This is a genomic window from Mixta intestinalis (assembly GCF_009914055.1).
Lineage (GTDB): Bacteria > Pseudomonadota > Gammaproteobacteria > Enterobacterales > Enterobacteriaceae > Mixta > Mixta intestinalis.
Window position 1 is genome coordinate 1,076,579 of sequence record NZ_CP028271.1, and the last position, 24,607, is coordinate 1,101,185.

General features: G+C 51.4%; 21 protein-coding genes. 10 read left to right on the forward strand and 11 right to left on the reverse strand.

The window, feature by feature from the left end:
* The first annotated feature begins 172 nt into the window (after positions 1 to 172).
* On the forward strand, positions 173 to 3,811 hold the full coding sequence (locus tag C7M51_RS05095) for an autotransporter outer membrane beta-barrel domain-containing protein (RefSeq protein WP_160620791.1): 3,639 nt from the start codon (positions 173 to 175) through the stop codon (positions 3,809 to 3,811).
* An 88-nt stretch (positions 3,812 to 3,899) separates the two neighbouring features.
* On the opposite strand, the gene C7M51_RS05100 is transcribed toward C7M51_RS05095, so the two are convergent.
* The 3 genes from C7M51_RS05100 to C7M51_RS05110 form a co-directional block, all read right to left on the reverse strand.
* Entirely contained in the window at positions 3,900 to 5,087 is a 1,188-nt protein-coding gene (locus C7M51_RS05100; protein WP_160620792.1) for a c-type cytochrome, read from the reverse strand.
* The gene (locus C7M51_RS05105) at positions 5,084 to 6,988 is read right to left on the reverse strand and encodes an NAD(P)-binding protein (protein ID WP_160620793.1); all 1,905 of its coding nucleotides are present in this window, start codon (positions 6,986 to 6,988) and stop codon (positions 5,084 to 5,086) included. Before C7M51_RS05105 ends, C7M51_RS05100 begins: the two co-directional genes overlap by 4 nt.
* Before the next feature lie 236 nt (positions 6,989 to 7,224).
* Entirely contained in the window at positions 7,225 to 7,758 is a 534-nt protein-coding gene (locus C7M51_RS05110; protein ID WP_160620794.1) for a hypothetical protein, read from the reverse strand.
* Between the two features lie 426 nt (positions 7,759 to 8,184).
* Here C7M51_RS05110 and C7M51_RS05115 point away from each other — a divergent pair, with 426 nt between their 5' ends.
* Entirely contained in the window at positions 8,185 to 9,042 is an 858-nt protein-coding gene (locus C7M51_RS05115; protein ID WP_160620795.1) for a manganese catalase family protein, read from the forward strand.
* Between the two features lie 92 nt (positions 9,043 to 9,134).
* Here C7M51_RS05115 and C7M51_RS05120 read toward each other — a convergent pair whose 3' ends face one another.
* On the reverse strand, positions 9,135 to 9,374 hold the full coding sequence (locus tag C7M51_RS05120) for a biofilm development regulator YmgB/AriR family protein (protein ID WP_160620796.1): 240 nt from the start codon (positions 9,372 to 9,374) through the stop codon (positions 9,135 to 9,137).
* 677 nt (positions 9,375 to 10,051) lie between these two features.
* On the opposite strand from C7M51_RS05120, the gene C7M51_RS05125 reads away from it, so the two are divergent.
* Positions 10,052 to 10,405: an anti-adapter protein iraM gene (locus C7M51_RS05125; protein WP_160620797.1), complete on the forward strand. Its 354-nt coding sequence runs from the start codon at positions 10,052 to 10,054 to the stop codon at positions 10,403 to 10,405.
* 219 nt (positions 10,406 to 10,624) lie between these two features.
* Here C7M51_RS05125 and C7M51_RS05130 read toward each other — a convergent pair whose 3' ends face one another.
* The gene (locus tag C7M51_RS05130) at positions 10,625 to 10,960 is read right to left on the reverse strand and encodes a hypothetical protein (RefSeq protein ID WP_160620798.1); all 336 of its coding nucleotides are present in this window, start codon (positions 10,958 to 10,960) and stop codon (positions 10,625 to 10,627) included.
* A 979-nt stretch (positions 10,961 to 11,939) separates the two neighbouring features.
* On the opposite strand from C7M51_RS05130, the gene ymcF reads away from it, so the two are divergent.
* Both ymcF and C7M51_RS05135 read left to right on the forward strand, forming a co-directional pair.
* A complete protein-coding gene (gene ymcF, locus C7M51_RS22720) occupies positions 11,940 to 12,029 on the forward strand; it encodes a cold shock small protein YmcF (RefSeq protein ID WP_425281004.1) in 90 nt (29 codons plus the stop codon).
* 130 nt (positions 12,030 to 12,159) lie between these two features.
* Entirely contained in the window at positions 12,160 to 12,426 is a 267-nt protein-coding gene (locus C7M51_RS05135; RefSeq protein ID WP_160620799.1) for a DksA/TraR family C4-type zinc finger protein, read from the forward strand.
* 14 nt (positions 12,427 to 12,440) lie between these two features.
* Here C7M51_RS05135 and C7M51_RS05140 read toward each other — a convergent pair whose 3' ends face one another.
* Both C7M51_RS05140 and mqo read right to left on the reverse strand, forming a co-directional pair.
* The gene (locus C7M51_RS05140) at positions 12,441 to 12,683 is read right to left on the reverse strand and encodes a hypothetical protein (RefSeq protein ID WP_160620800.1); all 243 of its coding nucleotides are present in this window, start codon (positions 12,681 to 12,683) and stop codon (positions 12,441 to 12,443) included.
* Between the two features lie 442 nt (positions 12,684 to 13,125).
* A complete protein-coding gene (gene mqo, locus C7M51_RS05145) occupies positions 13,126 to 14,781 on the reverse strand; it encodes a malate dehydrogenase (quinone) (protein ID WP_160620801.1) in 1,656 nt (551 codons plus the stop codon).
* 381 nt (positions 14,782 to 15,162) lie between these two features.
* On the opposite strand from mqo, the gene C7M51_RS05150 reads away from it, so the two are divergent.
* The 3 genes from C7M51_RS05150 (at position 15,163) to ahr (ending at position 19,122) form a co-directional block, all read left to right on the forward strand.
* Positions 15,163 to 17,214, forward strand: coding sequence for an FUSC family protein (locus C7M51_RS05150; protein WP_160620802.1), 2,052 nt, complete (start codon positions 15,163 to 15,165; stop codon positions 17,212 to 17,214).
* 260 nt (positions 17,215 to 17,474) lie between these two features.
* On the forward strand, positions 17,475 to 17,972 hold the full coding sequence (locus C7M51_RS05155) for a thioredoxin family protein (RefSeq protein WP_160620803.1): 498 nt from the start codon (positions 17,475 to 17,477) through the stop codon (positions 17,970 to 17,972).
* Positions 17,973 to 18,105: 133 nt separating this feature from the next.
* On the forward strand, positions 18,106 to 19,122 hold the full coding sequence (gene ahr / locus C7M51_RS05160; protein WP_160620804.1) for an NADPH-dependent aldehyde reductase Ahr: 1,017 nt from the start codon (positions 18,106 to 18,108) through the stop codon (positions 19,120 to 19,122).
* A gap of 56 nt (positions 19,123 to 19,178) precedes the next feature.
* On the opposite strand, the gene C7M51_RS05165 is transcribed toward ahr, so the two are convergent.
* Entirely contained in the window at positions 19,179 to 20,630 is a 1,452-nt protein-coding gene (locus tag C7M51_RS05165) for an amino acid permease (RefSeq protein ID WP_160620805.1), read from the reverse strand.
* Between the two features lie 571 nt (positions 20,631 to 21,201).
* On the opposite strand from C7M51_RS05165, the gene C7M51_RS05170 reads away from it, so the two are divergent.
* Positions 21,202 to 22,476: a Glu/Leu/Phe/Val family dehydrogenase gene (locus C7M51_RS05170; RefSeq protein WP_160620806.1), complete on the forward strand. Its 1,275-nt coding sequence runs from the start codon at positions 21,202 to 21,204 to the stop codon at positions 22,474 to 22,476.
* Between the two features lie 47 nt (positions 22,477 to 22,523).
* Here C7M51_RS05170 and C7M51_RS05175 read toward each other — a convergent pair whose 3' ends face one another.
* From C7M51_RS05175 to C7M51_RS05185, 3 genes are all read right to left on the reverse strand, one after another.
* On the reverse strand, positions 22,524 to 22,757 hold the full coding sequence (locus C7M51_RS05175; RefSeq protein WP_244323799.1) for a hypothetical protein: 234 nt from the start codon (positions 22,755 to 22,757) through the stop codon (positions 22,524 to 22,526).
* A 160-nt stretch (positions 22,758 to 22,917) separates the two neighbouring features.
* Positions 22,918 to 23,241, reverse strand: coding sequence for a hypothetical protein (locus C7M51_RS05180; protein ID WP_160620807.1), 324 nt, complete (start codon positions 23,239 to 23,241; stop codon positions 22,918 to 22,920).
* Between the two features lie 299 nt (positions 23,242 to 23,540).
* Complete coding sequence (locus C7M51_RS05185; protein ID WP_160620808.1) at positions 23,541 to 24,128, reverse strand: YceI family protein; 588 nt, start codon at positions 24,126 to 24,128, stop codon at positions 23,541 to 23,543.
* Between the two features lie 220 nt (positions 24,129 to 24,348).
* On the opposite strand from C7M51_RS05185, the gene C7M51_RS05190 reads away from it, so the two are divergent.
* Positions 24,349 to 24,549 (forward strand): hypothetical protein, encoded by a 201-nt coding sequence (locus C7M51_RS05190; RefSeq protein WP_160620809.1) that lies wholly within the window; start codon positions 24,349 to 24,351, stop codon positions 24,547 to 24,549.
* Positions 24,550 to 24,607 lie beyond the last annotated feature (58 nt).

A 24,607-nucleotide genomic window follows, 5' to 3' on the forward strand; every position in this document is an offset into this window, starting at 1 on the left:
ACTAATCCTGCTAATTAATTAAAAGCTAGCAATATATTTTATTAAATAAATTTTATCTTCTTTTTGGTTATTATGTGATTTAGATCTGCTATTGGCTGTTTATTGATCGAATATGTCGTTTTTTGCATGGTAATGTTAAGTTTCACTTATCAAGTGGAATAGGGAAATTATTATGAAAAAGCGCGTTAATCCAGTACCTCTTACTATTCTGGCGACTGTCATCCACTCAACGCTTGCACACGCAAGCATTAGCGATAACCTGTTTGATCCGGATAACTGGCGGGCCAATATCATTTATAACGGCAGCGGCGATCTCTCGCTGAGTTATATGACGCTAAATTCCGCATCTGAGGATAAGCCGACGGCTGGTATACTTTACTATGATAAGTCTAATAGTTCTGTAGGAAACAATATCAAACTTCATGATATTAATATTAAAACATCAAATCTTAAATTATATGATGACTCAGAATACCATGATAATTACCAAGATTATTTAGCATATGGAGTGATTAATGGGAGTGATTTAAAAGATAAGAACCTGTCGATTTCAGTAACCGGTAATAGTCTTGTAGAGATTGAAAGTAAAGTGTTGAATCGATTTGTAAATGGATATCAAGATTTGTCGGCGGGATTGGCTGTTTTGAATGAAGGTAAAGGTAACACTACCATAACAACCGGGAATAACGTAAAGATACTTATCAAAAGTGGTGGCGGAACAGGTATTTTTTCTAATATAGGATATGGCATTGAATCTATTATTAATAATGGAGTGATCATTTCAGGAGCAGGATTGATATCAAACGGCATAACATTAGCGGGGCCTTCTAAAAATAGAATTTCCTGTAAAGAACAAGACTGTTATTCATATATAGGAAACGATGGTTTAATTGATGTTTCTGGTATGACATCATCAGCGATTTTAGTGAAAAATACCGGCGATAAAAATATTTTCATTGAAAATAAAGGGAGTATCATTGCCCGTAATGAAGCTTCGGGCATAAAGAGCGATTGGGCGAACTATTATCCTGAATCTGGAGAGGTTTCCATAATTAATGACGGAACTATAATGGTAGAATCAGGTGGCAAAGGAATCGTTAGTTATCTTAGTAAAAATAAAATCACTACTATTACTAATAACGGAGTGATCCTGGATAATATTGATGCAGCCAGACGTTGGGGGCATGTGGTGGGGATTTCTTATGAAAGTGATACATCGAGTAGCCAGGCTTCGATTGTTAATAACGGAAAGGTTTTAATTAATCAGGGTGGGTTTGCAATTCAGGCGGAATCAGGTGGTAACGTGGAGATTGTTAATGATGGGGAAATTTCTAGTCAACAATCTGATTTTGCAGCTATATACTTATATAAGTTAAAACAGGATGGGTTTTCTAGTGTAAAAAATAATAATTTGATTAGAACCAATGGAAATACTTCGCACGGTATTTATTATAAGGGGCGAGAAGGTTATGCGTATGGGGATTTTCTTATTGAGAATAAAGGATCTATTTATACATCAGGTGATAGTTCTGATGGTGTAAAGTTGACTTTGTCAGCTATTAATTATGATGTTAAGAATGAAGGTGAAATAATAGCAATTGGAGATGGTGCATCAGCAATTAATATCGATGACTTTGCGGGGAGAACATCGATTGATATGGCATGGATGAATATTCATTTAGGCGATAAATCAGAAGTTATTGGCGGCCTGAAGGATGGAGCTGGCATCAAGATAATAAACGGCAGATACGCGCTTGCAGAAAATGACAGTTATTTTTCTATTAGTAACTCAGGGGCGATTTCTGCTTTAAATAACCAGGCGATTACTGTTACTAATGTCCAGCATGAAAGTATTGGAAAACCCTGGGAGCCGGTTGATGGAGTAAACTATGCGGATGTTTTGACAAAAATTTCCCCCTACGTTTACAATAGAATATGGTTTAACTTGCAAAATGCGGGGATTATTACTGGGAATATCTCGGTTAGCGCTGTTGGAACTAAATTTTATAATCTAAAAAACGGAGTTTTTGAGCTGGAGAGTATTAATGCATTGGGTAAGCAGCAACAGGCCTGGATGGATTTTTATCCCAATGCCACCCATGAAATTAACAGTATTGACGAAAATGAAGACTGGAGTTATATAAGGGCAACGGAAGGTTACTCAACCTTTCAGAATTATGGCACCATTCGTTTTTCTGACAATATGCGTGATAGCAGTGACGGGATCTTCCGGGGATTAAATTATTTTTATGCGGAGGCCGACAGCGTAATTGACTTAACCACTAATAACCCGGCGTCTGCCAACGGATTTGGTCGCAATAACGTTGGTGCCGGTGACGTGCTGCGCATTACCGGTGCCACGTATTTTTTCCCGGATAAAAAGACAGAGTATAAATCTGGGGGCGGAATTTTACGCTTAAATACCGACTTAACCACCGCCAGCGCCGCTAATGTGTTCGATCGCCTGACCGACCGGCTTGTTGTGGATAGAACACAGTTATCGCATGGTTTACCTACCTGGATTGATATCGTACCCACGGCCAGGAGCCGTTTGCAGGCGAAGCAGACCGCTGGAGACGGCTTCCTGCTGGTACAGGTGAACGATAAAAAATATTCCAGCAAAGACGCCTTCCGGCTGCTCCATCCGGTTGTCGCCTCGAAATATGAATATATCCTGGGTATAAAAGAGGGCGACTGGTACCTGACCAGCAGCTGCACCGGCGGCATGACCTGCTACGGCAGCAACGAGAAGAAGCTCTACAACCCGGCGACGGGGGCCTGGCTGGCAAACCAGGCGGCGATGACGGCGATGATGTCGCACTCGTTGGCTGACCGGCAAAGCTCTCCGGCGCAGGCGGGCAGCATGACGAACGGGCTGACGCGCAAACTGGCCACCTCGCAGAACATCGCGAAGAAAGCGCAGGCGTTCGCCATGCTGAACAACCTCGCCTGGCAGCAGGACGCGCTCTACTCCCCGGTCTGGGTGCAGTACTCCGGCAGCACGCGCTATTCCAATCCGGTTTTTGGCACGCTGAATAACAAGACGCGCAGCGACGTGATGCGCATTGGCGGCGATCTGAAGCGCACGCAATGGCTCTCCGGCGACGTGCACCTCGGCTTTATGAACACCATGGGCAACAGCCGCGCCGATATCGCCAGCAGGGCGACGGGAACGAAGGCGCGCGGCGAGGTATCGGGCTACAGCAGCGGGCTGTACGGCACCTGGTTCAGCGATGCGGAGTCAGGCCATGGCTTATACACCGACGTATGGGTGCAGGCAGGCTACTTTACCAGTGAAATAAAAGGGCAGGCGCAGGCCAGCGAGAAGTACCACAGCCGCATCGTGAGCAGCTCGGTGGAAAGTGGCTACACCTTTGCGTTTAACGGCGGCAACCTGGAAGACGGCGGCTTTACCGTCACGCCGCAGGCGCAGCTGACCTATCACCGCCTCTCAGCGGGCAACGTGCGGGACAGCAACGGCATGGAGGTAAGCGCGGGAAGTAAGGGTGGCGCGGTGAGCCGGGTGGGGCTGCGTGTGGCCAGCGGTAAAAAAGAGGCGTTGCCGGGCAAAAACGTGCGGCTCAACGCGTTCGTGGAAAGCCACTTCGTCAGGAGCGGGCTGAACAACTCGCTCGATTTTGACGGCGCGGCGCTGGCGGACAACCAGGCGAAAAACAGCCTTGAAAGCAAGTTCGGCGTGCAGCTGAAGGTGGGCGAGAGGGCTGAGCTGAACAGCACCCTGAACCACCAGCTGCGCAAGGGAGACCGGGATAACTACGGTGCCTATGCCGGCCTCACGCTGCGCTTCTGATCGGCTACGGTATAGCGTTGCTATAAGCCAGTGATCGCAAAAATGGGGATAGCTTATGCTATCCCCGGAGGCGTTTTTTAGCGGCAGCTTAGCGATGCTGCACGTTTAGCTGTCGTGCTTGCTCAACCTGCTGCGCCGTAACCGGCGCTGCCTGATTGCCCCAGCTACCGCGCAGGTAGCTCATTAAATCAGCAGCCTGCCGGTCGCTTAACGTCCAGCCGTAACCCGGCATCGTCTGCGTCATATGTTCAGCGGTGACTGGCGTCTGCGCTCCGTCCAGTACCACGCGCAGCGCGGTCAGCGGATTGTCCGCCGTCAGCGCGATATTACCGGAAAGCGCCGGGATCACGTTCGGTACACCTTCGCCTTTAGCGCCGTGGCAGGTAGAGCAGTACATTGCATAGGTTTGCTGGCCCGCCTGCATCACGCTGGCCGCCGGTGCGCCAGCAACTCCCGGTGCGGTGGCGGGCAGGCTGCGCAGATAAACGGCGATCGCCTGCAAATCCTCATCGGTAAGATATTGCGTACTGTGCTGCACTACTTCGCCCATTGGCCCGGCAATGGCGCTGTGCGCGCTGTGGCCGGTTTTCAACAGGCTTACCGTCTCTTCAGGCGGCAGGCCGCGCAGCGAAGGGGCATACCAGCCGTCAAGTTCGGCGCCGCTCAGGTAACGTGCGTCACCGTTATCCAGCGCCTGCTCCTGCATGGCCCAGCCGCGCGGCGTATGGCAGCTACCGCAGTGGCCCGGCCCTTCCACCAGATAAGCGCCGCGGTTCCACCGTTCGCTCTGCTGCGTCTGCGGTTGCCAGCCCTCATCACGATGGAACAACTGCTTCCACAGCGCCAGCGGCCAGCGCATCGACAGCGGCCAGGGAATGTCGCTGTCACGGTTGGCAACCGGCTGCGCAGGCACCTCATGCATCAGCCATTGATAAAGCGCGCGCATATCCGTCTCGCTCATTTTGGCATAGGCGGTATAAGGCATAGCGGGGTAGAGATGATGCCCATCCTTTGCTATGCCCTGGCGCATGGCGCGATCGAAATCTTCAAAGCTGTAATTGCCGATGCCATATTCCCTGTCCGGGGTGATATTGGTGGCATAGACCGCGCCAACGGGCGTGGAAAACGCTACGCCACCCGCCAGCGGCGCGCCATTTTCCGCGCTGTGGCAGGCAACGCAGTCGGCGGCGCGTGCAACATATTCGCCCTGCGACATGGCCTGGGCGCTGCCGGCTAACGCCAGCAGCAGGCCGAGGGAGGATAAACGCAGCCTCATGCTTCCTCCTTCGCATGACTATTTACCAGTTCGTTAACCGCACGCCAGGCCTGATCGATAGCGGAGTTAGCGTAGGGGCTCCAGTCAGAATCGGAATTAGCGATAGTGATATTGCCTATCGGCTGACGTGCGGTAGTGATAATTTTTTGCGCCTCATCCTCATCGTCAAACAACCCGTTGAGGAAGTAAGAGTAGCCATGTGACCAGCGGTTAACGGTAATCGCCAGGATATCGCGCTGGTGATTGAAGCCGGCCGCGCCCAGCATGCCCTGTAACTGTTCCCGGATCAGCCGTTCGTGCTGCTCAAAAGAGGTGCCGAGTAGCTGCGCGCGACCTTTTCGTGCCTGTTCGCGCGGGCTCAGGCCGCTGCCGGGCAGCGTCGGTACGGAAACCATATGCAGGCCTATCGGCTGGCTCGGATCGCGTGGATGTCGATAGCCGCCCAGATCGACCGGATAATCGAGCTTCACGCGGCAGTAGGGTGCGGTTGGGCAGTAGACCTCATGCACGCCGAGCTGAATAAACGGCTGCCAGTTACGGATCAGTACTTTGCTGTAGACCAGCGGTGCCTTGACGTTTTGCTTCAGCGCCTCCTGTTGCTGCTGCGACATTTCCGGCACCAGGTAGGGGATCATCATATTGTATCCCGCCATTACTACCTGACCGGCATGGACTTTGTGCAGCCTGTCGCCGGTCATATAGCACACCTCTACGCCATCGCTGACGTTAGCAACGTGCAGCCCGGTGCTGCTCAGGCGCAGTCTGACCGGCCAGGAGGGACGATCGAGCTGCGAGTAATCGAACGTCGCCAGCACGATATCCTGCATATCTTTGCCTGCCGGGGCGACCTGCGGGATCAAATGGCGCACCATCAGACGCGCCAGCGAAGCGTTGCCGTCCGGGAAGTGAAAAACGTAGGGATCTTCCAGATCCGCCAGCGATTCCGCATCCAGCGGCGGCAGCTTCATACCGTTCAGGCCCGGCAGATCGCAAATGCGCGCGTCGCTGCATGAGGTGGCGTCAATGCCAACCGCCTGAAAATCGCTGGTGGTCTGCTGAAAATAGCGGATCGCCATTTCACTCAGGCCAACCTTATCGCGCAGAAACTGGCTATAGCTGTGGGTATCGAGCCACTCAACTTTTTCTTCCACGCTAAGATCGGGCAGATAGTCTTTATCGATGGTGTGTAGCGCAATCAGCGCCTGGCGATCGCTTTCCGGCAGCGGAAAATCGTTGATAAAGGCCTGATAAGAGCGCCCGTTCAGCCGATCGCGTGGAATGTCATCCGCCACCATCCGGCCCGGATCGCCGCTGACCAGCTTATCGACGCCGAAGTTTCGTTTATCAAAATAGACGCCGCGGCTCAGGTTCAAATCGGGATAAAATGTTTTATCAAACGCCTGTTCCAGCCCGTCAACGCTGACGCCGAGTGATTTCAGCAGGCCCATCGCGACCGCGCTAAAGTTAGATCGCGGCGACTGTAGCGATTCGCTGCCGCCGTAGCCGAGCAGGGTAGCATTGCCGCTGTCCAGCTCGTTACGTTTGGCGTGACCGCCAAAATCATCGTGGTTATCAATCAGCAGGATCCGCTGATCCTTACCTTTCAGCTGCTGCCAGAAACAGGCGGCGGCCAGACCGCTGATCCCGGCACCGACCACTACCAGATCGTATTTTTCCTCTACCGACACGTTAGCAAAATCGAAGCCTTTGCCATCGCGCCCCAGCTGATGCGCATGTTCAAAGGAGCCGGGATGGTTACCGCGCAGGCCGGTCAGGGCAGGTGGATAATAAAGCGTTTTTTGCGCCGTTAGTGGCGATGCACGCAGAATTTGCATCGGCGTTAGCCCGGCAGCAACGGTAATGGCGACGCCATTGAGAAAATCGCGACGTGTGATGCCCATATTAGCTTCCTTCCAGTTATTTTTATTATGCAGGCGCAGTCGCCCAAAGCCGCGCTATTGTGCAAAGACGGCGCAACAGGTCAAGCAGAAGGTAGCGGATCGATGGTTTTGTTTGATTTTCAACGATGAGCACGCTCCCTGTGGTATGAGGCCGCTTCCACGGCACCGGCAAACTGCCGTCGGGCGGCGGTCTGTATGCGGGTGCCTGCGGTTAAGTTACGGGCGGCAGGTGCGGCTTATCGTCCCCAGCCCAGACGCTGTTTTATCGCCCGACGATAGGGCGTATCCAGCTGTGCCGGCACCTGTTCGAGATAGTGGCGTGCATGTTCCCGCTTTTCGCCTTCCAGTTCGCTAAGATAAGCAATGGCATCGTCGATGCCGGGAATCAACCCTTCGCACTGGGCGATACGCGGTGGAAGTGCTGTCCAGATAAGGGCGTCTGTCTGGCGAGCCCGCGCCCATTCTGCCAGTGGTCCCATGGCGGAAGCCTGAATAAGCAGGACGCCGACGCCATCTTTTCGCTCCTGCGGGATCTGTTCACGCTGGCGTAGCGCCTCACAGGCCTGTTCCAGCGTATCAACGGCCAGCCATGCCCAAAAAACCGGAACCAGGGGTGCGTTAAGGCAAACCGCCGTAGCCAGTTCGCCGTTGTCGCCTACGCGGGAAAACTCAATGGGTAAAGCGGGGCCATCAGCGTGCCAGTCACCGCTGACAGGCAGCGCTCCCGGTTTCCACAGCAGCGAACCCCATCCTAAACATGCGATATTCATCTTGTTATATCCTGCGTCAATGTCGTTGTCCTGATTTAGCGGGCGTGAATAACAGCCTCTCTTCGAGCATAGAACGAACCGCAAAGAGTACCAGGTGCAGGCAGGCCGTTTCGCTAATTTTTATGCGCAAAAGCATCAGCTAAGCCAGACCATTTACCAGGATATTCCTTAATTTTTTGCGCCGGGTAATCAACCGATGGAGCCGTGATCAAAAGAGGTGGAAAGCAAAAAAAAGTGACGATAAGACGCGAACATCGGCAATTAGCAGAAAAAAAAGAGAAAGTATAAATCCGTTGTAAAAGAGGGATTAATGACGGGGCATTAGCATTTAAATGATAATGTTTATTATCCTTATTTGATTTATATATAAACACCTTCCAGGCTTGATCGGGTATTTCAACCTGACAAGCGAGAGAGGAGGATTATATGTTCCATCACTCATCAAAGATGCAGTTTCCGGTACGGGTAGAGAAGCCCGATCCTGAGTTTGCGATGTTATTGCAACAGGCTATCGGCGGCGTTGAAGGCGAAATCCGCGTAGCGATGCAATATTTTTTCCAGGCGATGGGCGCACGCGGCGATGCACGTATCAGGGATCTGCTGATGTCAACCGCTACGGAAGAGCTGGGTCATATCGAAATGCTTGCTTATGCAGTTGCGCTGAACCTTGAGGGAGCGCCGCTTTCTTATCAGGAAGCGTCGGCTAAGGATCCGGTAGTGAATGCCATTATGGGCGGGATGAACCCACGCCACATTCTCTCCTCCGGTCTGGCTGCGCTGCCGGTAAACGCTAACGGCATGCCGTTTGATATGAGCCATATCTATGCTTCGGGTAACGTGGCGGCAGACATGCTGGCAAACGTAACGGCGGAAGCGACGGGCCGCGTACTGGCAACGCGCCTGTATAACATGACTGAAGATAAAGGAATGAAAGATTTCCTGTCGTTCCTGATTGCACGCGATACCATGCACCAGCAGCAGTGGCTGGCGGTGATCGAAGAGATGGGCGGCCTGAACGCCTCTCTGCCGATACCGAATAGCTTCCCGCAGGAGCATGAGGCTTCCGGGCACGCTTATTACTGCCTTAATACTTCGCTGGATAAACCGCTGCCGAAAGGACGCTGGTGCGAAGGTCCCTCTTATGATGGCAACGGTGAATTTACCGCAAAAGAGAAGCCCGAAATTTTGGGTGATGAACCGCTGCTGGGAGCGGCTCGTCCGGGTTCTGGCGCACAGAACGAGCAAATTTCCGGTGCAGTACCGCCGACCGGCACTGTGAAATAATTTTTGCCCTGTTACAGGTGCATCACCAGAATAAAGGTCGCCGCAGGCGGCCTTTTTATCCGTCTGCTAATACGAAACCTCTCTGCTAGCGGTTAGCGTCTTTTCAGCAATATCTCTAACGCCTGACGATAAACCTGTAGCTTTATTGCGTCGCTTTCCGTTTCAAGTTTTTCCAGCAGGCCCGCAAGTAACACCTTTTCACTAAACGTCTCTTTCTTACGCGCGATATGCTTTGTCAGCGCACCAATCATTTCGCTTTCGTTCAACCGCTGTGACGCTGACTGCCTGAAATAGTCAGCAATCTGCATTTCTGTGCCGGTCTCCTGACCCATAATATTCTCCAGTAGAAAGTAGGCGATAAGATATCGCTATAGCGTGGGCATGGCTAAGCCAGAAATAACGCAGGCTTTAAGTAAAAGAACCTCTGAGAACGGAAATCCTTTTGTTCCCAGAGGCGGTGTAAAGCACCATTCGTTACTTTGTGGCTAATTACCACGTCTGAAGTTATAGGACAGAATCTGAAATTATCCATTTCCGCCATGAAAAAAATTATCTGGTCAAACCAGTTGGTTTTTAGTATTGAATGCCAGAGGAAATATAACTCGCAAGTAAATTATTAATGCGGCAATTATTTATTAATAAATTAGTTGCGTGATTAATTATAATTCCATTAATTAGTAGTTTGTTAACGAAGGTTATTTTCTTTCGTATTTTGGATGATTATATTGATTTATATGGACAAATTACGCCGTCATATGTATGCATTATTAAGAATATGTTGTGAAAAAAGTGTCAAAAAACGTCATTTTAAACCCGCTAAATCAATTTTTATCAATAAATGTTATTTTTGCTAAGCGGCTCTTAATTTAAATAGAATATTGGGAAATTTCCTTTAAGCTGTAGCTGTATTGAAATACTATCGAAGCGGTCAGCAAAAATGCTTGCGGGCCCTTTAACCCCTTTTTCGTTAATACGCTACAAATCAGGTTATTGTTTTACAGAGGCGGATATGCTTTATAACGTCATGGATTCGCTGGTATGCCCTTTAACGGGTACCGTTTTTACCTGCGCCATAAACTCAGAAAATCTTAAATTAATAATCTGGTACCAGGGCGAGAAAGTTGCCCGGTCTGGTGACGTGCTGGATATTACGGAAAACGAACTGGCTATAAATGGCGTTACGGGTGATATCGCCATTATTACCGTAATGCCATTCAACCGTACCAATTGGGCGCTGCTTTCTGCCCGTACTGGATGCCCGGCAAACGGGCCGGTAAGGCCGGTTGTTGCCTGCCCACAGCAACAGTGTCGCTTTCCTCGCTGTCCTTACGAACTGGAAAAGGCATCGATTGCCTGTCGCTAAAAACAGACGAAACGAGAAGATCCGGTGTGGTGAAAAATGACTGGCATGATATATCGCTAATGGGGTAGCCAAAGCGCCAGACGGATCATGAAATAGCGGACGGCGTTATGGATAATACTGAAAGCGTATTAGCCATGGTAATACTCGTAAAGCGATCGGCAGAACCTTAATTCAATATGGGAAATGCCAGGGCAGCCCGGCATAAGCGACAAAGCGATCTTAGTGGGGTGTAAAGGGGCATTTTTTTACCCGACATCGCTGTTTATAAATACAGGTGGAAGAAAGGCTATTGGTATTGCCCGGACAGCACTTATTATAAATATGCAGCTTTTGCCAGTAATCGGAGCGGAAGGTTGAGACATCCAGAATATAGACATTCTGGAGATGACCATTAACAATCAAACCATTATCTGATGTTTCCAGCTTGTCGCCTGGCGCTAAATAATGGTTTGTATCATACCACAAAACAAACTTCAGGTTATAAGGTGAACTAATAAGAGAGAAAGCCGTGTCTGAATCAGGACTGATGATTGAGTCAAGTACGTACCAAACCATAAACTGCTCCATTGATCCCATTCCAAAAAATTTCCTGCTTTTTGACGACCGAAATCTGTACTCCGTTTATCAGATTATAGTAAGAAATCACTGTTATCACCTGAAAACCATTAAATTGATAAAATTTTCCAGTAAATTCCTTTTAACTTATTGAATATTTTGCGAAATAAAATAAGTATTTACTTTGCGTTACGATAAAGCGAAACGATATTTTAACGCGTTTTTTGCATTTTATCTGTAGCGGTGAAAAGAGGTTATCTGCATTCCAGGTTCTCGATACGTTTCAATACATTCATAAACTCTCCCGGCGTAGATTAAATTATTACCATTCTCATCGCTTATCAGCCGAGTAATTTATCGATTTATCTGGTTTTGCCGTTACTACATTCGGTGAGGTTTTTGCTAACTATATTGTTACGGCTGAAATGATTATTTCTTCATCCCCATCAGAATATGTCTGCTTTGTCGCCTTCTGACCTGTACTTTAAGAGAGTTGATACATAAGTTATTTTAAAGCAATATAGCTGTCGTTAGCGAAGGGCTACGTAGTCGCTATAACAGGCGTTGCGGAACTCCCATTTGTTGACAGTCGTCCTTCAGGGGCGAAAAGCCGTAAGGCTACCAACACCAGGGAAATCTTTTCCATTAAAAGCAGCATGCTGGACTGGAAAATATAAAAAAATTAAGTGCTATTCAGGCCACCTTCGGGTGGCTTTTTCCTTTTGTCGATAAAAAGGTGGCGTTAAATAGAACGGCGACAGGATGAAAAGCAGGTAAACGCGTTCGTTGGCGGTAAAAGCGTATGGTTAATGCGGTAAAATTAATACAAAATGCTAAAGTTAAATAAATTTCTTAAAACGCAGACAACGGACAATAAGCGTGTTAAGCTGCCTTTTCATTGTGAAATTATTAAGGATTATTTATTTTAACTATTAAATATCGATGCTCGCGTTGTAGCGGACATCAGTGTCGCATCTCACTGTTTGACGTCTCTTTTCGTAATCCGCATGGTGCCATTTGTATCTTTTGTAAAGCACCGATGATTATCAGCTATGCGGCGCCTGCCTGAGCCTGAATCCCTGCTATCTGACTGTCCAACCTTGTTCTGCGCCGTTAGCGCTGCCGGTGTGCCTCCTTAACTTGAACTCTGTCTGCTCAGCTACCATATTGATACTTATTCCTTCAACCAGGAGAGCATTATGGCCAGCGGCTGGGCTTCTGACGAAGCCGTTAACGAACAAATTAACAGCACGGTTAATGATGGTGTCGAGCGCGCACGTCAGGCGATCGGGCAGGGCGAAAGCGAGCGTTATTGCCAGGAATGTGGTGAAGCGATCCCTGAAGCCAGACGTCAGGCGCTAAAAGGGGTCAGATACTGCCTGGCCTGCCAGATGGAACTGGATAAACAGCAAAATAGCCTTAGCCTCTATAATCGTCGCGGCAGTAAAGATAGCCAGCTCAGATAGGCTGGCCGTCCCGGTTATTTTTTTGCTACCAGCGCATAGTCGGGATGCCGATCGCCCAGTAACAATAACAGCTCATATTCTGCCTGGCTCAGGCCACTGCCTTTGCCCGTTCCCGCTTCGGTTTCTTTCTTCTGCCATACGCGCAGACTATAATCAAAACGCTCTGCGGCCTGCGCCTGGGTTAAACCGGCCGCCTGACGGGCAGCTTTAATCGAAGCGGCGGTGGCCGGAACCATAGTTACTATTTTCAGAGGCATCGCCATCTCCACAGCGGTTTATAGTCAGTTCTTCCTAATCATTGACACGATGAATTCTGCTGTCAAATCAGGATGTTTTGTGAAATTTCTGTCATTAAATAAAATGTAGCAATGACGATTTATTGTCGTCGTAAAGGGTAGTTCTCTGTCGATACTGTAGGATTGTCGGGGAAAATACTATGTCGACAGAAAGATATTCTGTAAGAAAAATCTCATAAAATATCCCGCTGACAGGATAGATACATCAACCATTCCGCCTCTGTTTTGTGGCAGGAAAAAAAGCTGATTAACAGTTGATTGATTTATCTGGAAAAGTGCAAGGCTGCTGCTGGCCTGGATAAAGCGTATTGCCTGCAATCACAGCCTTGCCGCCGCGCTGTCAGATAGTGGTAAAACTGCCGCATAAAAAAGCCCCCGGAGAGGGGGCCTGGAATCGCCTGGCTTACAGCGCCATATCGTGCTGCGGCGCAGCGGCATGAGCTTCCTGCTGCGGCTGAGCTGTCGTTGCCTCAGCGTTGCCGCCCATCTTAATTACCGGCGGTTTGGTCAGTTGCAGCGTGGCAGCCGTTTCGTCCCATACCTGTTGGGTCAGCGCAACGTTACCATTCAGCTTCTGTCCATAGCTCGGAACCACAGCGTGCAGCTTGCTCTGCCATTCCGGCGAGTTAAACTGTGCCGGGAAGAGCTGCTTGATCACGTTAATCGAGATCGGCGCGGCAGTAGAGGCACCCGGCGAAGCGCCCAGCAGGGCCGCCAGCGTTTTCTGACTGTCGGTGACGATTTCCGTACCCAGCTTCAACACGCCGCCTTTTTCCGCATCTTTCTTGATGATCTGAACGCGCTGACCCGCCTGGATCAGTTTCCAGTCTTCTTTACGTGCGCCAGGGTAGTATTCTTTCAGCGCTTCAAAGCGGTCTTCATCGCTCAGCATGACCTGACCAACCAGATATTTCACCAGATCAAAGTTATCCAGGCCGACATCGGTCATCGGAATCACGTTCCTGGTGGTGGTGGTGCTCAGCAGATCGAGGAACGAACCATTTTTCAGGAACTTGGTTGAGAAGGTAGCGAATGGCCCGAACAGCACTACGCGCTTGCCGTCAAGAACGCGGGCGTCCAGGTGCGGTACCGACATCGGCGGTGCGCCAACGGAAGCCTGACCGTAGACTTTCTCGCCGTGCTGGCTGGCGATAACCGGATTTTCGGACACCAGGAAGGAGCCGCCAACCGGGAAGCCTGCATAGTTATCCGCTTCCGGTATGCCGGTCTCCTGCAATAGCTTCAGCGCGCCGCCACCGGCACCGATAAACACATATTTGGCATCAATCGCGCGTTTTTCACCGCTTTTGACATCGGTCACGGTCACGTGCCAGCTGTTATCGCCATTGCGTTTAAAATCGGTGACTTCAGTGGAGGTTTCCAGCGTGAAGTTATTATTCTTTTTCAGGCTGCCGATCAGCTGGCGGGTGATCTCGCCGTAGTTCACGTCGGTGCCTACCGGCGTCCAGGTGGCAGCGACTTTCTGCTGCGGATCGCGGCCTTCAATAATCAGCGGTGCCCACTTTTTGATCTGCTGCTGATCGGTAGAGAACTGCATTCCCTGGAACAGGGTGGTCTGCTGCAACGCCTTATAGCGTTTTGTCAGATAATCAACGTTTTTGTCGCCCCAGACAAAGCTCATGTGCGGCGTTGAGTTGATAAAGGAGTGCGGTTCGTTTAAGACACCGCGCTTCACCTGTGAGGACCAGAACTGGCGCGAAATCATAAAGGCTTCATTGATTTCCAGCGCCTTGGTGACGTCGATCGATCCATCCTCACGTTCCGGCGTATAGTTCAGTTCCATATTGGCGGAATGCCCGGTACCGGCATTGTTCCAGCCGTTAGAGGATTCCAGCGCCACGCCGTCCAGCTTCTCAACCATCAGCTGTTTCCAGTCCGGTTGCAGATCGTGTAACAGCGTCCCTAAAGAGGCGCTCATAATCCCGCCGCCAATCAGCAGGACGTCGGTTTTTTCCGTGGTGTTATCAGCCCAGGCGTTTGAACACGCCAGCATGACTGCAAGAGATAGTGCCGAACAGGTTTTGATGGATTGTGACATTTTAGTTAAAAACATAAAGTTAATATAAAAAAGGGGCGGTATTTTAACGCTTAACTAAACAATTGAAAGATTTAATTAACAAAAAAGGTGCGTTTTTTCTGATAAAGAATGGCGTGTAGCCTGATAAAGCGCATAAGGGTGATTGTTTTACCCTGGCGCGATGTTTTTCAGCGTCACAAGGCGAAGTAAAGCAAATAAGAAATTATTCATACCGAGAGATGGCGAAAGGTGCGCAAACTGTAACCGTAGCGATACAAATCTTATTATCAATAATATCATATGGTTAACATAGTAATAATTTGTATTACATAATCCAGCGCAAAAGCCATGCACTTCTGTCAGGATACGCGCCACACTGCTGTGCTACGGTATTCTTTTAAGATGAAGTGGTTTTCAAAAAACGCGGTTTTGTTCGCTTGCAAAACCTCTCTGGCCGCGTTTCTGGCGTTATCTATTGCTCTTCTGCTGAATTTTGAAAAACCTGCCTGGGCGCTGACAACCGTTTTTGTCACGTCGCAGCTTTATGCCGCCTCAACCCTGTCGAAATCGATATTCCGTCTCGTCGGGACGCTGCTTGGCGGGCTGTTTATCTGGCTTATCTATCCTGAGACGGTACAGTCGCCGCTGCTGTTCAGCTTCTGCGTGTCGCTGTGGGTGACCGCCTGCCTGTACCTTTCGCTTCATGACCGCACGCCAAAAAGCTATGTCTTTATGCTGGCGGGCTACAGTGCGGCGATTATGGGATTTCCTGACGTGACTACGCCCTCGGCGATCACCTTTACGGTGATCTCGCGTATTGAGGAGATCACGCTGGGGATCCTCTGTAGCACCTTGATTCACCGGCTGCTGTTTCCGGTATCAATGCAGCACCTGCTGGAGCAGAGCGTGGATATCTGGTATCAGAATGCGCGTAAGCTTTGCAACGAACTGATTACCCGCCCGCCGCAGCATAAATCGCTGGAACGCGAGGATATCCTTATACAGATGGCCAACTATCCGCTTAACGTTGAGACGTTGATTACCCACTGTGTCTATGAAGGTGAGGCGGCGCGTCAGGTGATTCGGCTGGTCAGCGTTCAGTATCAGCACCTGAGCTATCTGTTGCCAACGTTGACCGCTATCGAAACCCGTCTGAGCCTGCTGGCAGAGTTGCAAATTCATTTTCCGGCCAGCGTGACGCAGGTTTTTCAGCGGTTTTTACTGTGGCTGAACCATGACCGCGTAAGCCATGTGAATGCGGTCAGGCAGGCATTAACCGAAGGCCAGGCCGCGCTGGAACTGGCGTGGCGTCAGGGCGAGCGCAGCGGTGAAGAGAGTATGCTGTTAATTGGCCTGCTGGAGCGGCTGGCTAACGTCGTGCGTATCGTTGATGCCTATCAGAACGTCAGTGCCCGCGCCGGCGATCTTTATAGCGACAGCGATGCGCCGCTGGTGAATAATCCGCGTGAACACCGGCATATTGATAAGGGATTGCTGCTGCTCTCATCGCTTACCGCTTTTCTGGCGACGTTCCTTTCCAGCCTTTACTGGATCGGCAGCGGCTGGGCGGACGGCGCTAACGCGCCGCTGATGGCGTCTATTATCAGCTCATTTTTCGCCAGCATCGATTCTCCCGTTACGCCGATGAAGCTGTTTGTAAAAGGCGTAGTCGCGGCGCTGGCGGTCAGCCTGTTTTACGTGGGCGTGCTGATCCCGCAGGCTAACACACTCCAGGCGCTGATGATGTGCCTGCTGCCGGGGCTGTTTGCGCTTAGCCTGGCAATCGCGCGCCCGGCAACTAACCTGATCGGCCTGAGCGTGGCGATCCAGATCCCCGGCTTTATCGGCCTTAGCCATCACTATGTGCCCAATTTAATTACGACGCTGAACGCGGCGATCTCCTCGCTGGTGGGCATTCTTTTCGCGGTGACGCTAACGGCGATTATTCGTAACAAACGGCCTTCATGGATTGCGAAGCGGGCGGTGCGTAAAGGTATCCGCGACCTGCTCGGTTTTATTAAGGAGATTGAACGCAACGCCTCTTCATTGCTGGCGCGTCAGCAGTTCATCGCCCGTATGCTGGATCGGGTCAATATCATTCTGCCGCGTAAGCGTCTCGATCCTGATCCGGAACTGCTGGCGGGCGGCGATCTGATTACTGAAGCCTGGCTGGGCGCTAACTGCTACGACTTCTATGCGCGCCATCAACAGGTGCTGGCGCAATATCGGATAGAGAGCGGGCAGATGCTGCATGAGCTGGGCCTCTATCTGAAGCGACGGATGCGCTCGTTACAGACGCGGCCTCATCAGAGCCTGCTGGATGAGCTGAACGATCTGCTGTTGACGCTGGAAGCGCTTGCCATGCGCGATTGTGCGGCGCTGCCGCCGCTGGTCTCGCTGTTTAACCTGCGCGTCTCGCTGTTTCCGCAGCAGCGCTGGCCGGAAAAGCGCTAAGTTAATGATGTGCAAGGAGCGCTTTACCTTTTATCCTCCGGCAGCACACCCATTTATACTTATTCATACACAGGCTATCCCCATTTTCTGTGGATAACCTGCGTCAGGCCGCGTGGTCAGGGGTATCTGGGCTGCTCGCTTATCCTGTAAAAGGAAACCGGCAAGCCCGATCGACGGGGTTATCTCGCCCCTGAAGAAAGGTGTGCTGCAAGCGCAAATCTTCTATCATGACAGGCCATCCGTTAAGCTGGAGAAAGGCGATGACCGAATTTGAAGCGCTGTTTAAACAGGGAAAAAGTCCCGAAGAGTTTATCAATACCGGCACGCCGGAACAGATTGCCGATCTGCGCCGCTGGCAGACGCTGCTGGCGTCGCAAAGCGCGGCGGTAGAGCAAGCGCTGGCTCCCGCCCGACAGATCGGTGAGGGCTTTCGCCTGCTGGTAGCGGCGGAGATGTGGTGCCCCGACTGTCATCGTAACATTCCGCCGATGGCGTTGTTGTGTCAGCGCCTGCCGGTCAGCATCGCTATCATTACGCGTGAAGAGGCGCAGCCCTTCATCGATCTGCTGAAGATTGAAAAGGTAAAAATCCCGTTTGCGGTGGTACTGGACCCGGCTTTCACGCCGCGTGGTCTGTTTATCGAGCGGCCTTCCCCGGTGGTAAACGGTGGCGAAATCGAACTGGAGGCGTACCGCCGTGGCGATCTGTTGGCAGAAACCATCAGCGATATCACCGCGATCCTTGCCGCCGCGCAGTAGAAGATAAGGGGCAGGGAAGCACCCGTTTTAACTCACTGTCTGAAAAATAACCGTGGCATGATGTGGAAAGTCAGTTGGTTAACGCCTTTGCTACACTCTCTGCTGGTCCCCCTAACGTAGTCTGAGGTAATACGTGAAAATCAAAAGCTACGCAGCGATGGAAGCAGGTCAGGCGCTGACCCTGTATGAATATGAAGCCGCGCCGCTGAACGCTGAAGATGTCGAGGTCGACGTGGATTACTGCGGCGTGTGCCACTCCGATCTTTCGATGATCGATAATGAATGGGGCGTGTCGCAATATCCGCTGATTGCCGGTCATGAAGTGATCGGGCGCGTCTCTGCACTGGGCGAAGCAGCGAAAAACAAAGGGCTGACCATTGGTCAGCGCGTCGGCATTGGCTGGACGGCGAAAAGCTGCGAGCACTGTGATGCCTGCATTAACGGCGACCAGGTGAACTGCCTGAACGGCAGCGTGCCGACTATCGCCAACAAGGGCGGCTTCGCCGAGAAGCTGCGCGCCAACTGGCAGTGGGTGATCCCGCTACCGGAAAAACTGGATGCTGCTACCGCTGGTCCGCTGCTGTGCGGCGGCATCACGGTATTTAAACCGCTGCTGATGCATAACATCACCGCTACCAGCCGCGTCGGCGTTATCGGTATCGGCGGCCTGGGTCATATCGCGATTAAAATCCTGCACGCGATGGGCGCAGAGGTCACCGCGTTCAGCTCCTCGCCGGATAAAAAGCAGTCCATTCTTGATATGGGTGCTGATCATGTGGTTAACAGCCGTGACCCGGAAGCGCTGAAGCAGCTGGCGGGACAGTTCGATCTGATCCTGAGCACCGTCGCGGTCGATCTCGACTGGCAGCCTTACTTTGCTGCTCTCGCGCCGCGCGGCAATTTCCATACCGTTGGTGCTGTGATGAAGCCGTTTGAGGTTTCTGCTTTTAGCCTGATTCTCGGCGACCGGGCGGTAACCGGCTCCTCTACCGGTTCACCGGGCCAGCTGCGTTCGCTGCTGAAGCTGGCATCACGCGCCGATATTGCGCCGAAGGTGGAATATTTCCCGATGTCAAAAATCAACGACGCGCTGGAGCACGTGCGTGCCGGTAAAGCGAACTATCGTGTGGTGCTGAAAGCGGATTTCTGAGACAGCCAGAAAAGCGTATCAGGCGGGGCGGCGATCGGCGATCGCCGCTTTTTACGTTAAGCATTGGTACGTGCGGCCCAGGATCGCTGCATCTGGCGGGCCTGCTGACGGCGCAACTTAAGCCGCCAGAACATCGCCAGCAGCAAAAACCAGAACGGCATACTGCACAGCGCCATCAGCGTATCGGGATCGAACACCATAATCACCAGCGAAAACAGGAAGAAGATCAGGCTCAGCCAGCTCATCACAATACCAGCAGGCATCTTAAACGCTGAGCGCTGATGCAGGTCCGGACGTCGTTTGCGATAAATCAGATAGGCGATCAGGATCATCCCCCAGCTGTAAATCACCAGAATCGCCGACAGCGTAGAGACGATGGTAAACAGCCGCATCACGTTGGGCACCAGGAACAACAGCAGCGTGCCGCTCAGCATACAGAAGCAGGAGAAGAGCAGGCTACGTACCGGGATCGCCGTGGCACGCGACAGGATGCGAAACTGCCGATGCGCATGTTTTTCCAGCGACATGCCGTAGAGCATGCGGGTGCTACAGTAGACGCCGCTGTTGGCTGAAGACATGGTGGAGGTCAGCGCCACAAAGTTAATCAGCGCGGCGGCGGCAGGCAGGCCCGCTTTATCAAACAGCGTGACGAAGGGGCTGGTTTCCGGCGAGACGTGCTGCCACGAAGTTACGCCGATAATCACCATCATCGACAGCACATAGAAGATGATGATGCGCAGCGGAATAGCGCGGATAGCGCGTGGCAGAATGGTTTCCGGCGTTCTGGTTTCGGCAGACATGGTGCCCAGCAGCTCTACGCCGGTATAGGCGAAAATAGCGATCTGAAAACCAGCGAAGAAGCCCATCATGCCGTGCGGCATAAACACCGCCGGATCGGTAATATTACCCGCCGAAGCGCGTACGCCGTCGGGCGAAACCCAGCCGGTAGCGATCATCCACAGCCCTGCCGCAATCAGCGCGACGATCGCGATAATCTTGATCATCGCAAACCAGAATTCCGCCTCGCCAAACATCTTCACCGACAGCATGTTAAACACAAACAGCAGCCCCAGCGTTAACAGCGCCGGTATCCAGGCAGAAATTTCCGGCAGCCAGTACTGCACATAGGCACCGCATACCACCACGTCGGCGATACAGGTAACCACCCAGCTCAGCCAGTATGACCAGCCCAGAAAGAAGCTGGCCTTCGGCCCCAGATAATCAGAAACGAAATCAGCGAACGAACGGTAATCCATGCGGGTTAGCAGCAGTTCGCCCATTGCCCGCATCACCATATACATAAAGAATCCCACCACCGCATAGGTGATCAGAATTGATGTACCGGAAACGGCGATGGTTTTGCCCGCGCCCATAAACAATCCGGTGCCGATGGCACCACCCAGCGAGATCAGCTGGATATGTCGTCCGCTCAGGCCGCGGGCCAGATGTTGCGGTGTTTCATCCTGCGCGCCGGAAGAGGGCGGGCGCAGGGGGGATGGTAAGGTCATGGCATCTCCTTGTTTGACGTCTGGCCATGAAGCGATTAACGGTTTTCATCAGACAAAAAGCGGCCCTCCCCGATCGATCGGAGAACAGAAGCAGCGGCGCTGCCGAAAGCAGGGGGACGTGCCTGATGACAGGCGATAAACAGCAAATTACAGATGTCAGCAGATGCAGGTTATTGAAATAACGAGACTCCTCTTCGAACGTATACGGTCAGTGATGACAATGGCATCGGGTAGCTTCAATGCTGGCTGGCGCAATTTACATTGTCAACCGCATCGAATAACGAAAAATTAACTTTATGATCACATTCAAGAATCTGAAAACTCAGGAAAAATTGTTTTTATGCATAAAAAGTGAATAAAACTCGCATATAAAGCGGCTGCTTATAGAGGTCAGGCATAAAAGTAATTAATTATTCACCCCTGTTACGATTGCTTTACGGAAAAACAAAACTTTCAACCACCATGAAAAATCCGTCGACGATAATTAATGATAAATTCATCGACGCATAGTGATATGCGGGTCATTTCCACGGTTAAACAATATAAATAACTTTGTTCAAAAAGGTTTGTTATGGAAAAGCTATCTTACGCGTCAGAAAGCGGTACATCGGCCTGGAACACCTACCTACAGCAAATCGATCGTGTTGCCCCTTACCTGGGTGAGTTATCACGCTGGATTGATACGCTGCGCCATCCGAAACGCGCTCTGATTGTTGATATCCCCCTACAGATGGACGACGGTACTATCCGCCACTTTGAAGGCTTCCGCGTTCAGCACAATCTTTCCCGGGGTCCAGGTAAAGGGGGTATTCGCTACCATCCTGACGTGGACCTGAATGAAGTAATGGCCCTCTCCGCATGGATGACCATTAAATGCGCCGCGGTCAACCTGCCTTACGGCGGGGCGAAGGGCGGTATTCGCGTCGATCCTTTCTCACTCTCAGAGGGCGAGCTGGAGCGCCTGACGCGCCGCTATACCAGCGAAATCGGCCTGATCATCGGCCCGCAGCGCGATATCCCGGCCCCGGATGTCGGCACCAATGGCAAAGTCATGGCGTGGATGATGGATACCTATTCCATGAACCACGGCACCACCATCACCGGCGTGGTGACCGGTAAGCCGATTCACCTCGGCGGCTCGCTGGGACGCGAAAAAGCTACCGGGCGCGGCGTGTTTGTTACCGGACGTGAAGTGGCCGGACGTGCCGGTATCGGCATCGAGGGCGCGAAAATCGCGGTACAGGGTTTTGGTAACGTAGGCAGCGAGGCGGCACGTCTGTTTGCCGAAGCGGGCGCGCGCGTGATTGCGATTCAGGATCATACCGCCACGCTGTTCAACGCTGACGGTATCGATCTGACCGCGCTCAGCGCATGGCAGAACAGCCACAAACAGATCGCTGGTTTCCCTGGCGCGCAAAATATCGACAGCGAAGCGTTTTGGACGGTGGAGATGGATATCTTTATTCCGGCGGCGCTGGAAGGCCAGATTACCCGCCAGCGTGCGGAAAAACTCAGCTGTAAGCTGGTGCTGGAAGGCGCAAACGGCCCGACTTACCCTGATGCGGACGATATCCTTAAAGCACGCGGCATTACCGTGGTGCCGGACGTTATCTGTAACGCCGGTGGGGTAACGGTCAGCTACTTCGAATGGGTACAGGATATGGCAAGCTTCTTCTGGAGCGAAGAAGAGATCAATGCGCGTATGGATAAGATCATGACGGATGCAATGGTACACGTGTGGGATAAAGCGGCAGAAAAAGAGTGTACGCTACGTACCGCTGCCTATATTGTCGCCTGCGAGCGTATCCTGATGGCGCGTAAAGATCGCGGTATCTATCCGGGTTAAACAGCCAGCGACAGCGTGCGGAAACAGGCCGCACGCTGCGCTATCCCTCAACGATTAATGCCGGGCCCTTTTTTTCCTCTGACGCGCCGTAGTCGATGGGTAAACAGCACCACATCTTTACGCAGCCACACGCGGGAGGAGAGCGGCGCGCGGTCCAGCGCCTCCGGCAGCGTTATACCTTCAACCGTACCTTGGTTACAGATAGCCCGAATTAAATCTTCTTCCCTGATCCCTGCATAGCGGGCGAACTCCAGCGCGGTAACGTGCAAACGTCCCATCATTACCTCCTTAAGCCAGGGGTGAGAAAGGTTAAATAAATTTGGCTTAAGATCTCTTTTTAACCCTTTTCAGGCAACAATACTTGATTGAAGTCAAGTTTAGCGGTAATTAAATATAAAGAAATTTAACCGTTTCGCTTGCTGACGCCTTGCGCAGGTGGGGTTAGCTGATGTGCATAATTGCACCGGGTGTTTTTAACATTTGAAAGAGTTCTTGCTGGCTGGCCTCGTTAACGTTAAGGCTCTGCCAGCCGTGCCGCCAGGTAAGATGATGGATATGGCCCAGCTGACGCCACAGGGCGATCGCCGAGGCGGCAAGAGAACAGTTATCGTCGTTCTGGGCGCACTCTACGGTGGTGTGACTCTCTTCATCCAGCGCATTGATAAAAATATGCGTCGTGTCTGCGGGGATCACGGCACGCAGATCCTCCAGCATATCTGCGCTAACAGGATGCGAAAGACGCAGGATAAATGTTGTTGATTTCATTATTGCTCCCTGATTGCATCTCATTCCACCGGCCTGACATCGGCCAGCCCTGCACAAACTCTGGTTCTTTTAGTGTACTACCTGTAACAGAATAGCTATCGCGCGTTTGATGCGCTCTGCTTAACCCGTGGCGCCGTTTAGCGGCATGTGCAGGAAAAAGCTGAACCAGGCAAGATTGTGCCGCAGAATATGGTGGGGCGGATTGAATTTATTTCCCTGGTCTTTTTCTGTATCGCGTGGTCAGGATAAAAAACAGCCCCAGTGACGAGGCTGGAACAATCTTAAAAGGGCTAAGGGAATTATTTATCCGCGTAGGCTTCGGTGGAAATTGTCAGGGTGACGTCATCGCTGACGGCAGGAATATACTGTGCCAGGCCAAACTCAGAACGTTTCACCACTGCCGTAGCGTCAAAACCAATAGCCTGTTTTTTGAGCATGGGATGCTCGCCCTGTTTGTTGAGCGTGGCGTGAAGCGTGACCGGACGAGTAACGCCTTTCATCGTCAAATCACCCTGCACCTCATATTGTTGATTGCCTTTGCTGATAACGCGGGTGCTGCGGAACGTGGCTTCAGGATAAGTGCCGGTATTAAAATACTCGCCCGCCTTAAACTCTTTGGTCAGCGCATCAACGTGGGTATCCAGCGTATCCATCGGCAGTTTAACTTCAACTTTCGCTTTTTCCGGGTTTGCGCTATCAAAAACCAGCGTGCCGGAAACGTTAGAAATATCTGCGGTCGGGTGGGAAAAACCGAAATGTGACCAGCTCATCACGACAGAGGTATGCTCCGGGTTCAGCTGATACGTTTGTGCGGCGGCGTGGCCGAACTGCGCCCACAATCCCAGGCTCAGCGCCAGCGGCACAGCTATTTTTTTCATGCTCAACATAACAACAATCCTGCAATCGCTAAAAGGATTTTAAGTGTGGTCGCTGAGCAGCGAAACGGAAAGCAAAGATAATTGTTTTTGTTTATCAAATAATTTGACCTTCACTCAGCGGGCGAATGATCTTTTCTCTTCGGGTTTTACTGCGATTAGCGGGTGTTATGGCGTTAAGGATAGCTATGCCGCGCATTTGCTATATTTAAGAAAACAACAGGAGGAGAGCATGGATCTGAATATTGAGAAACATCAGATGGCTGACGGCAATTATGAGTATCGGGCAAGCTGTGATCAGCCGGGCTATCGCTTTACGCTCATTGGTAAAGGCAAAACCGCAACCGAAGCGGATGAAAACCTGCGTAACAATCTCAGCGAGATGAAAAACCGGCTCGATGAAATTATGCAGATCAGTAAAGTCTCTGCCTGACCATTTTTATTATTTTCCAGCGCGACGGTAAATTATCCGTCGCCCTCTTTAAGCCACG

What these genes read in the sequence shown, in the direction of transcription:
- C7M51_RS05095 (WP_160620791.1), top strand. Translation starts at nt 173, where the DNA reads ATGAAAAAGCGCGTTAATCCAGTACCTCTTACTATTCTGGCGACTGTC.
- C7M51_RS05100 (WP_160620792.1), bottom strand. Translation starts at nt 5,087, where the DNA reads ATGAGGCTGCGTTTATCCTCCCTCGGCCTGCTGCTGGCGTTAGCCGGC.
- C7M51_RS05105 (WP_160620793.1), bottom strand. Translation starts at nt 6,988, where the DNA reads ATGGGCATCACACGTCGCGATTTTCTCAATGGCGTCGCCATTACCGTT.
- C7M51_RS05110 (WP_160620794.1), bottom strand. Translation starts at nt 7,758, where the DNA reads ATGAATATCGCATGTTTAGGATGGGGTTCGCTGCTGTGGAAACCGGGA.
- C7M51_RS05115 (WP_160620795.1), top strand. Translation starts at nt 8,185, where the DNA reads ATGTTCCATCACTCATCAAAGATGCAGTTTCCGGTACGGGTAGAGAAG.
- C7M51_RS05120 (WP_160620796.1), bottom strand. Translation starts at nt 9,374, where the DNA reads ATGGGTCAGGAGACCGGCACAGAAATGCAGATTGCTGACTATTTCAGG.
- C7M51_RS05125 (WP_160620797.1), top strand. Translation starts at nt 10,052, where the DNA reads ATGCTTTATAACGTCATGGATTCGCTGGTATGCCCTTTAACGGGTACC.
- C7M51_RS05130 (WP_160620798.1), bottom strand. Translation starts at nt 10,960, where the DNA reads ATGGTTTGGTACGTACTTGACTCAATCATCAGTCCTGATTCAGACACG.
- C7M51_RS05135 (WP_160620799.1), top strand. Translation starts at nt 12,160, where the DNA reads ATGGCCAGCGGCTGGGCTTCTGACGAAGCCGTTAACGAACAAATTAAC.
- C7M51_RS05140 (WP_160620800.1), bottom strand. Translation starts at nt 12,683, where the DNA reads ATGCCTCTGAAAATAGTAACTATGGTTCCGGCCACCGCCGCTTCGATT.
- mqo (WP_160620801.1), bottom strand. Translation starts at nt 14,781, where the DNA reads ATGTCACAATCCATCAAAACCTGTTCGGCACTATCTCTTGCAGTCATG.
- C7M51_RS05150 (WP_160620802.1), top strand. Translation starts at nt 15,163, where the DNA reads ATGAAGTGGTTTTCAAAAAACGCGGTTTTGTTCGCTTGCAAAACCTCT.
- C7M51_RS05155 (WP_160620803.1), top strand. Translation starts at nt 17,475, where the DNA reads ATGACCGAATTTGAAGCGCTGTTTAAACAGGGAAAAAGTCCCGAAGAG.
- C7M51_RS05165 (WP_160620805.1), bottom strand. Translation starts at nt 20,630, where the DNA reads ATGACCTTACCATCCCCCCTGCGCCCGCCCTCTTCCGGCGCGCAGGAT.
- C7M51_RS05170 (WP_160620806.1), top strand. Translation starts at nt 21,202, where the DNA reads ATGGAAAAGCTATCTTACGCGTCAGAAAGCGGTACATCGGCCTGGAAC.
- C7M51_RS05175 (WP_244323799.1), bottom strand. Translation starts at nt 22,757, where the DNA reads ATGATGGGACGTTTGCACGTTACCGCGCTGGAGTTCGCCCGCTATGCA.
- C7M51_RS05180 (WP_160620807.1), bottom strand. Translation starts at nt 23,241, where the DNA reads ATGAAATCAACAACATTTATCCTGCGTCTTTCGCATCCTGTTAGCGCA.
- C7M51_RS05185 (WP_160620808.1), bottom strand. Translation starts at nt 24,128, where the DNA reads ATGTTGAGCATGAAAAAAATAGCTGTGCCGCTGGCGCTGAGCCTGGGA.
- C7M51_RS05190 (WP_160620809.1), top strand. Translation starts at nt 24,349, where the DNA reads ATGGATCTGAATATTGAGAAACATCAGATGGCTGACGGCAATTATGAG.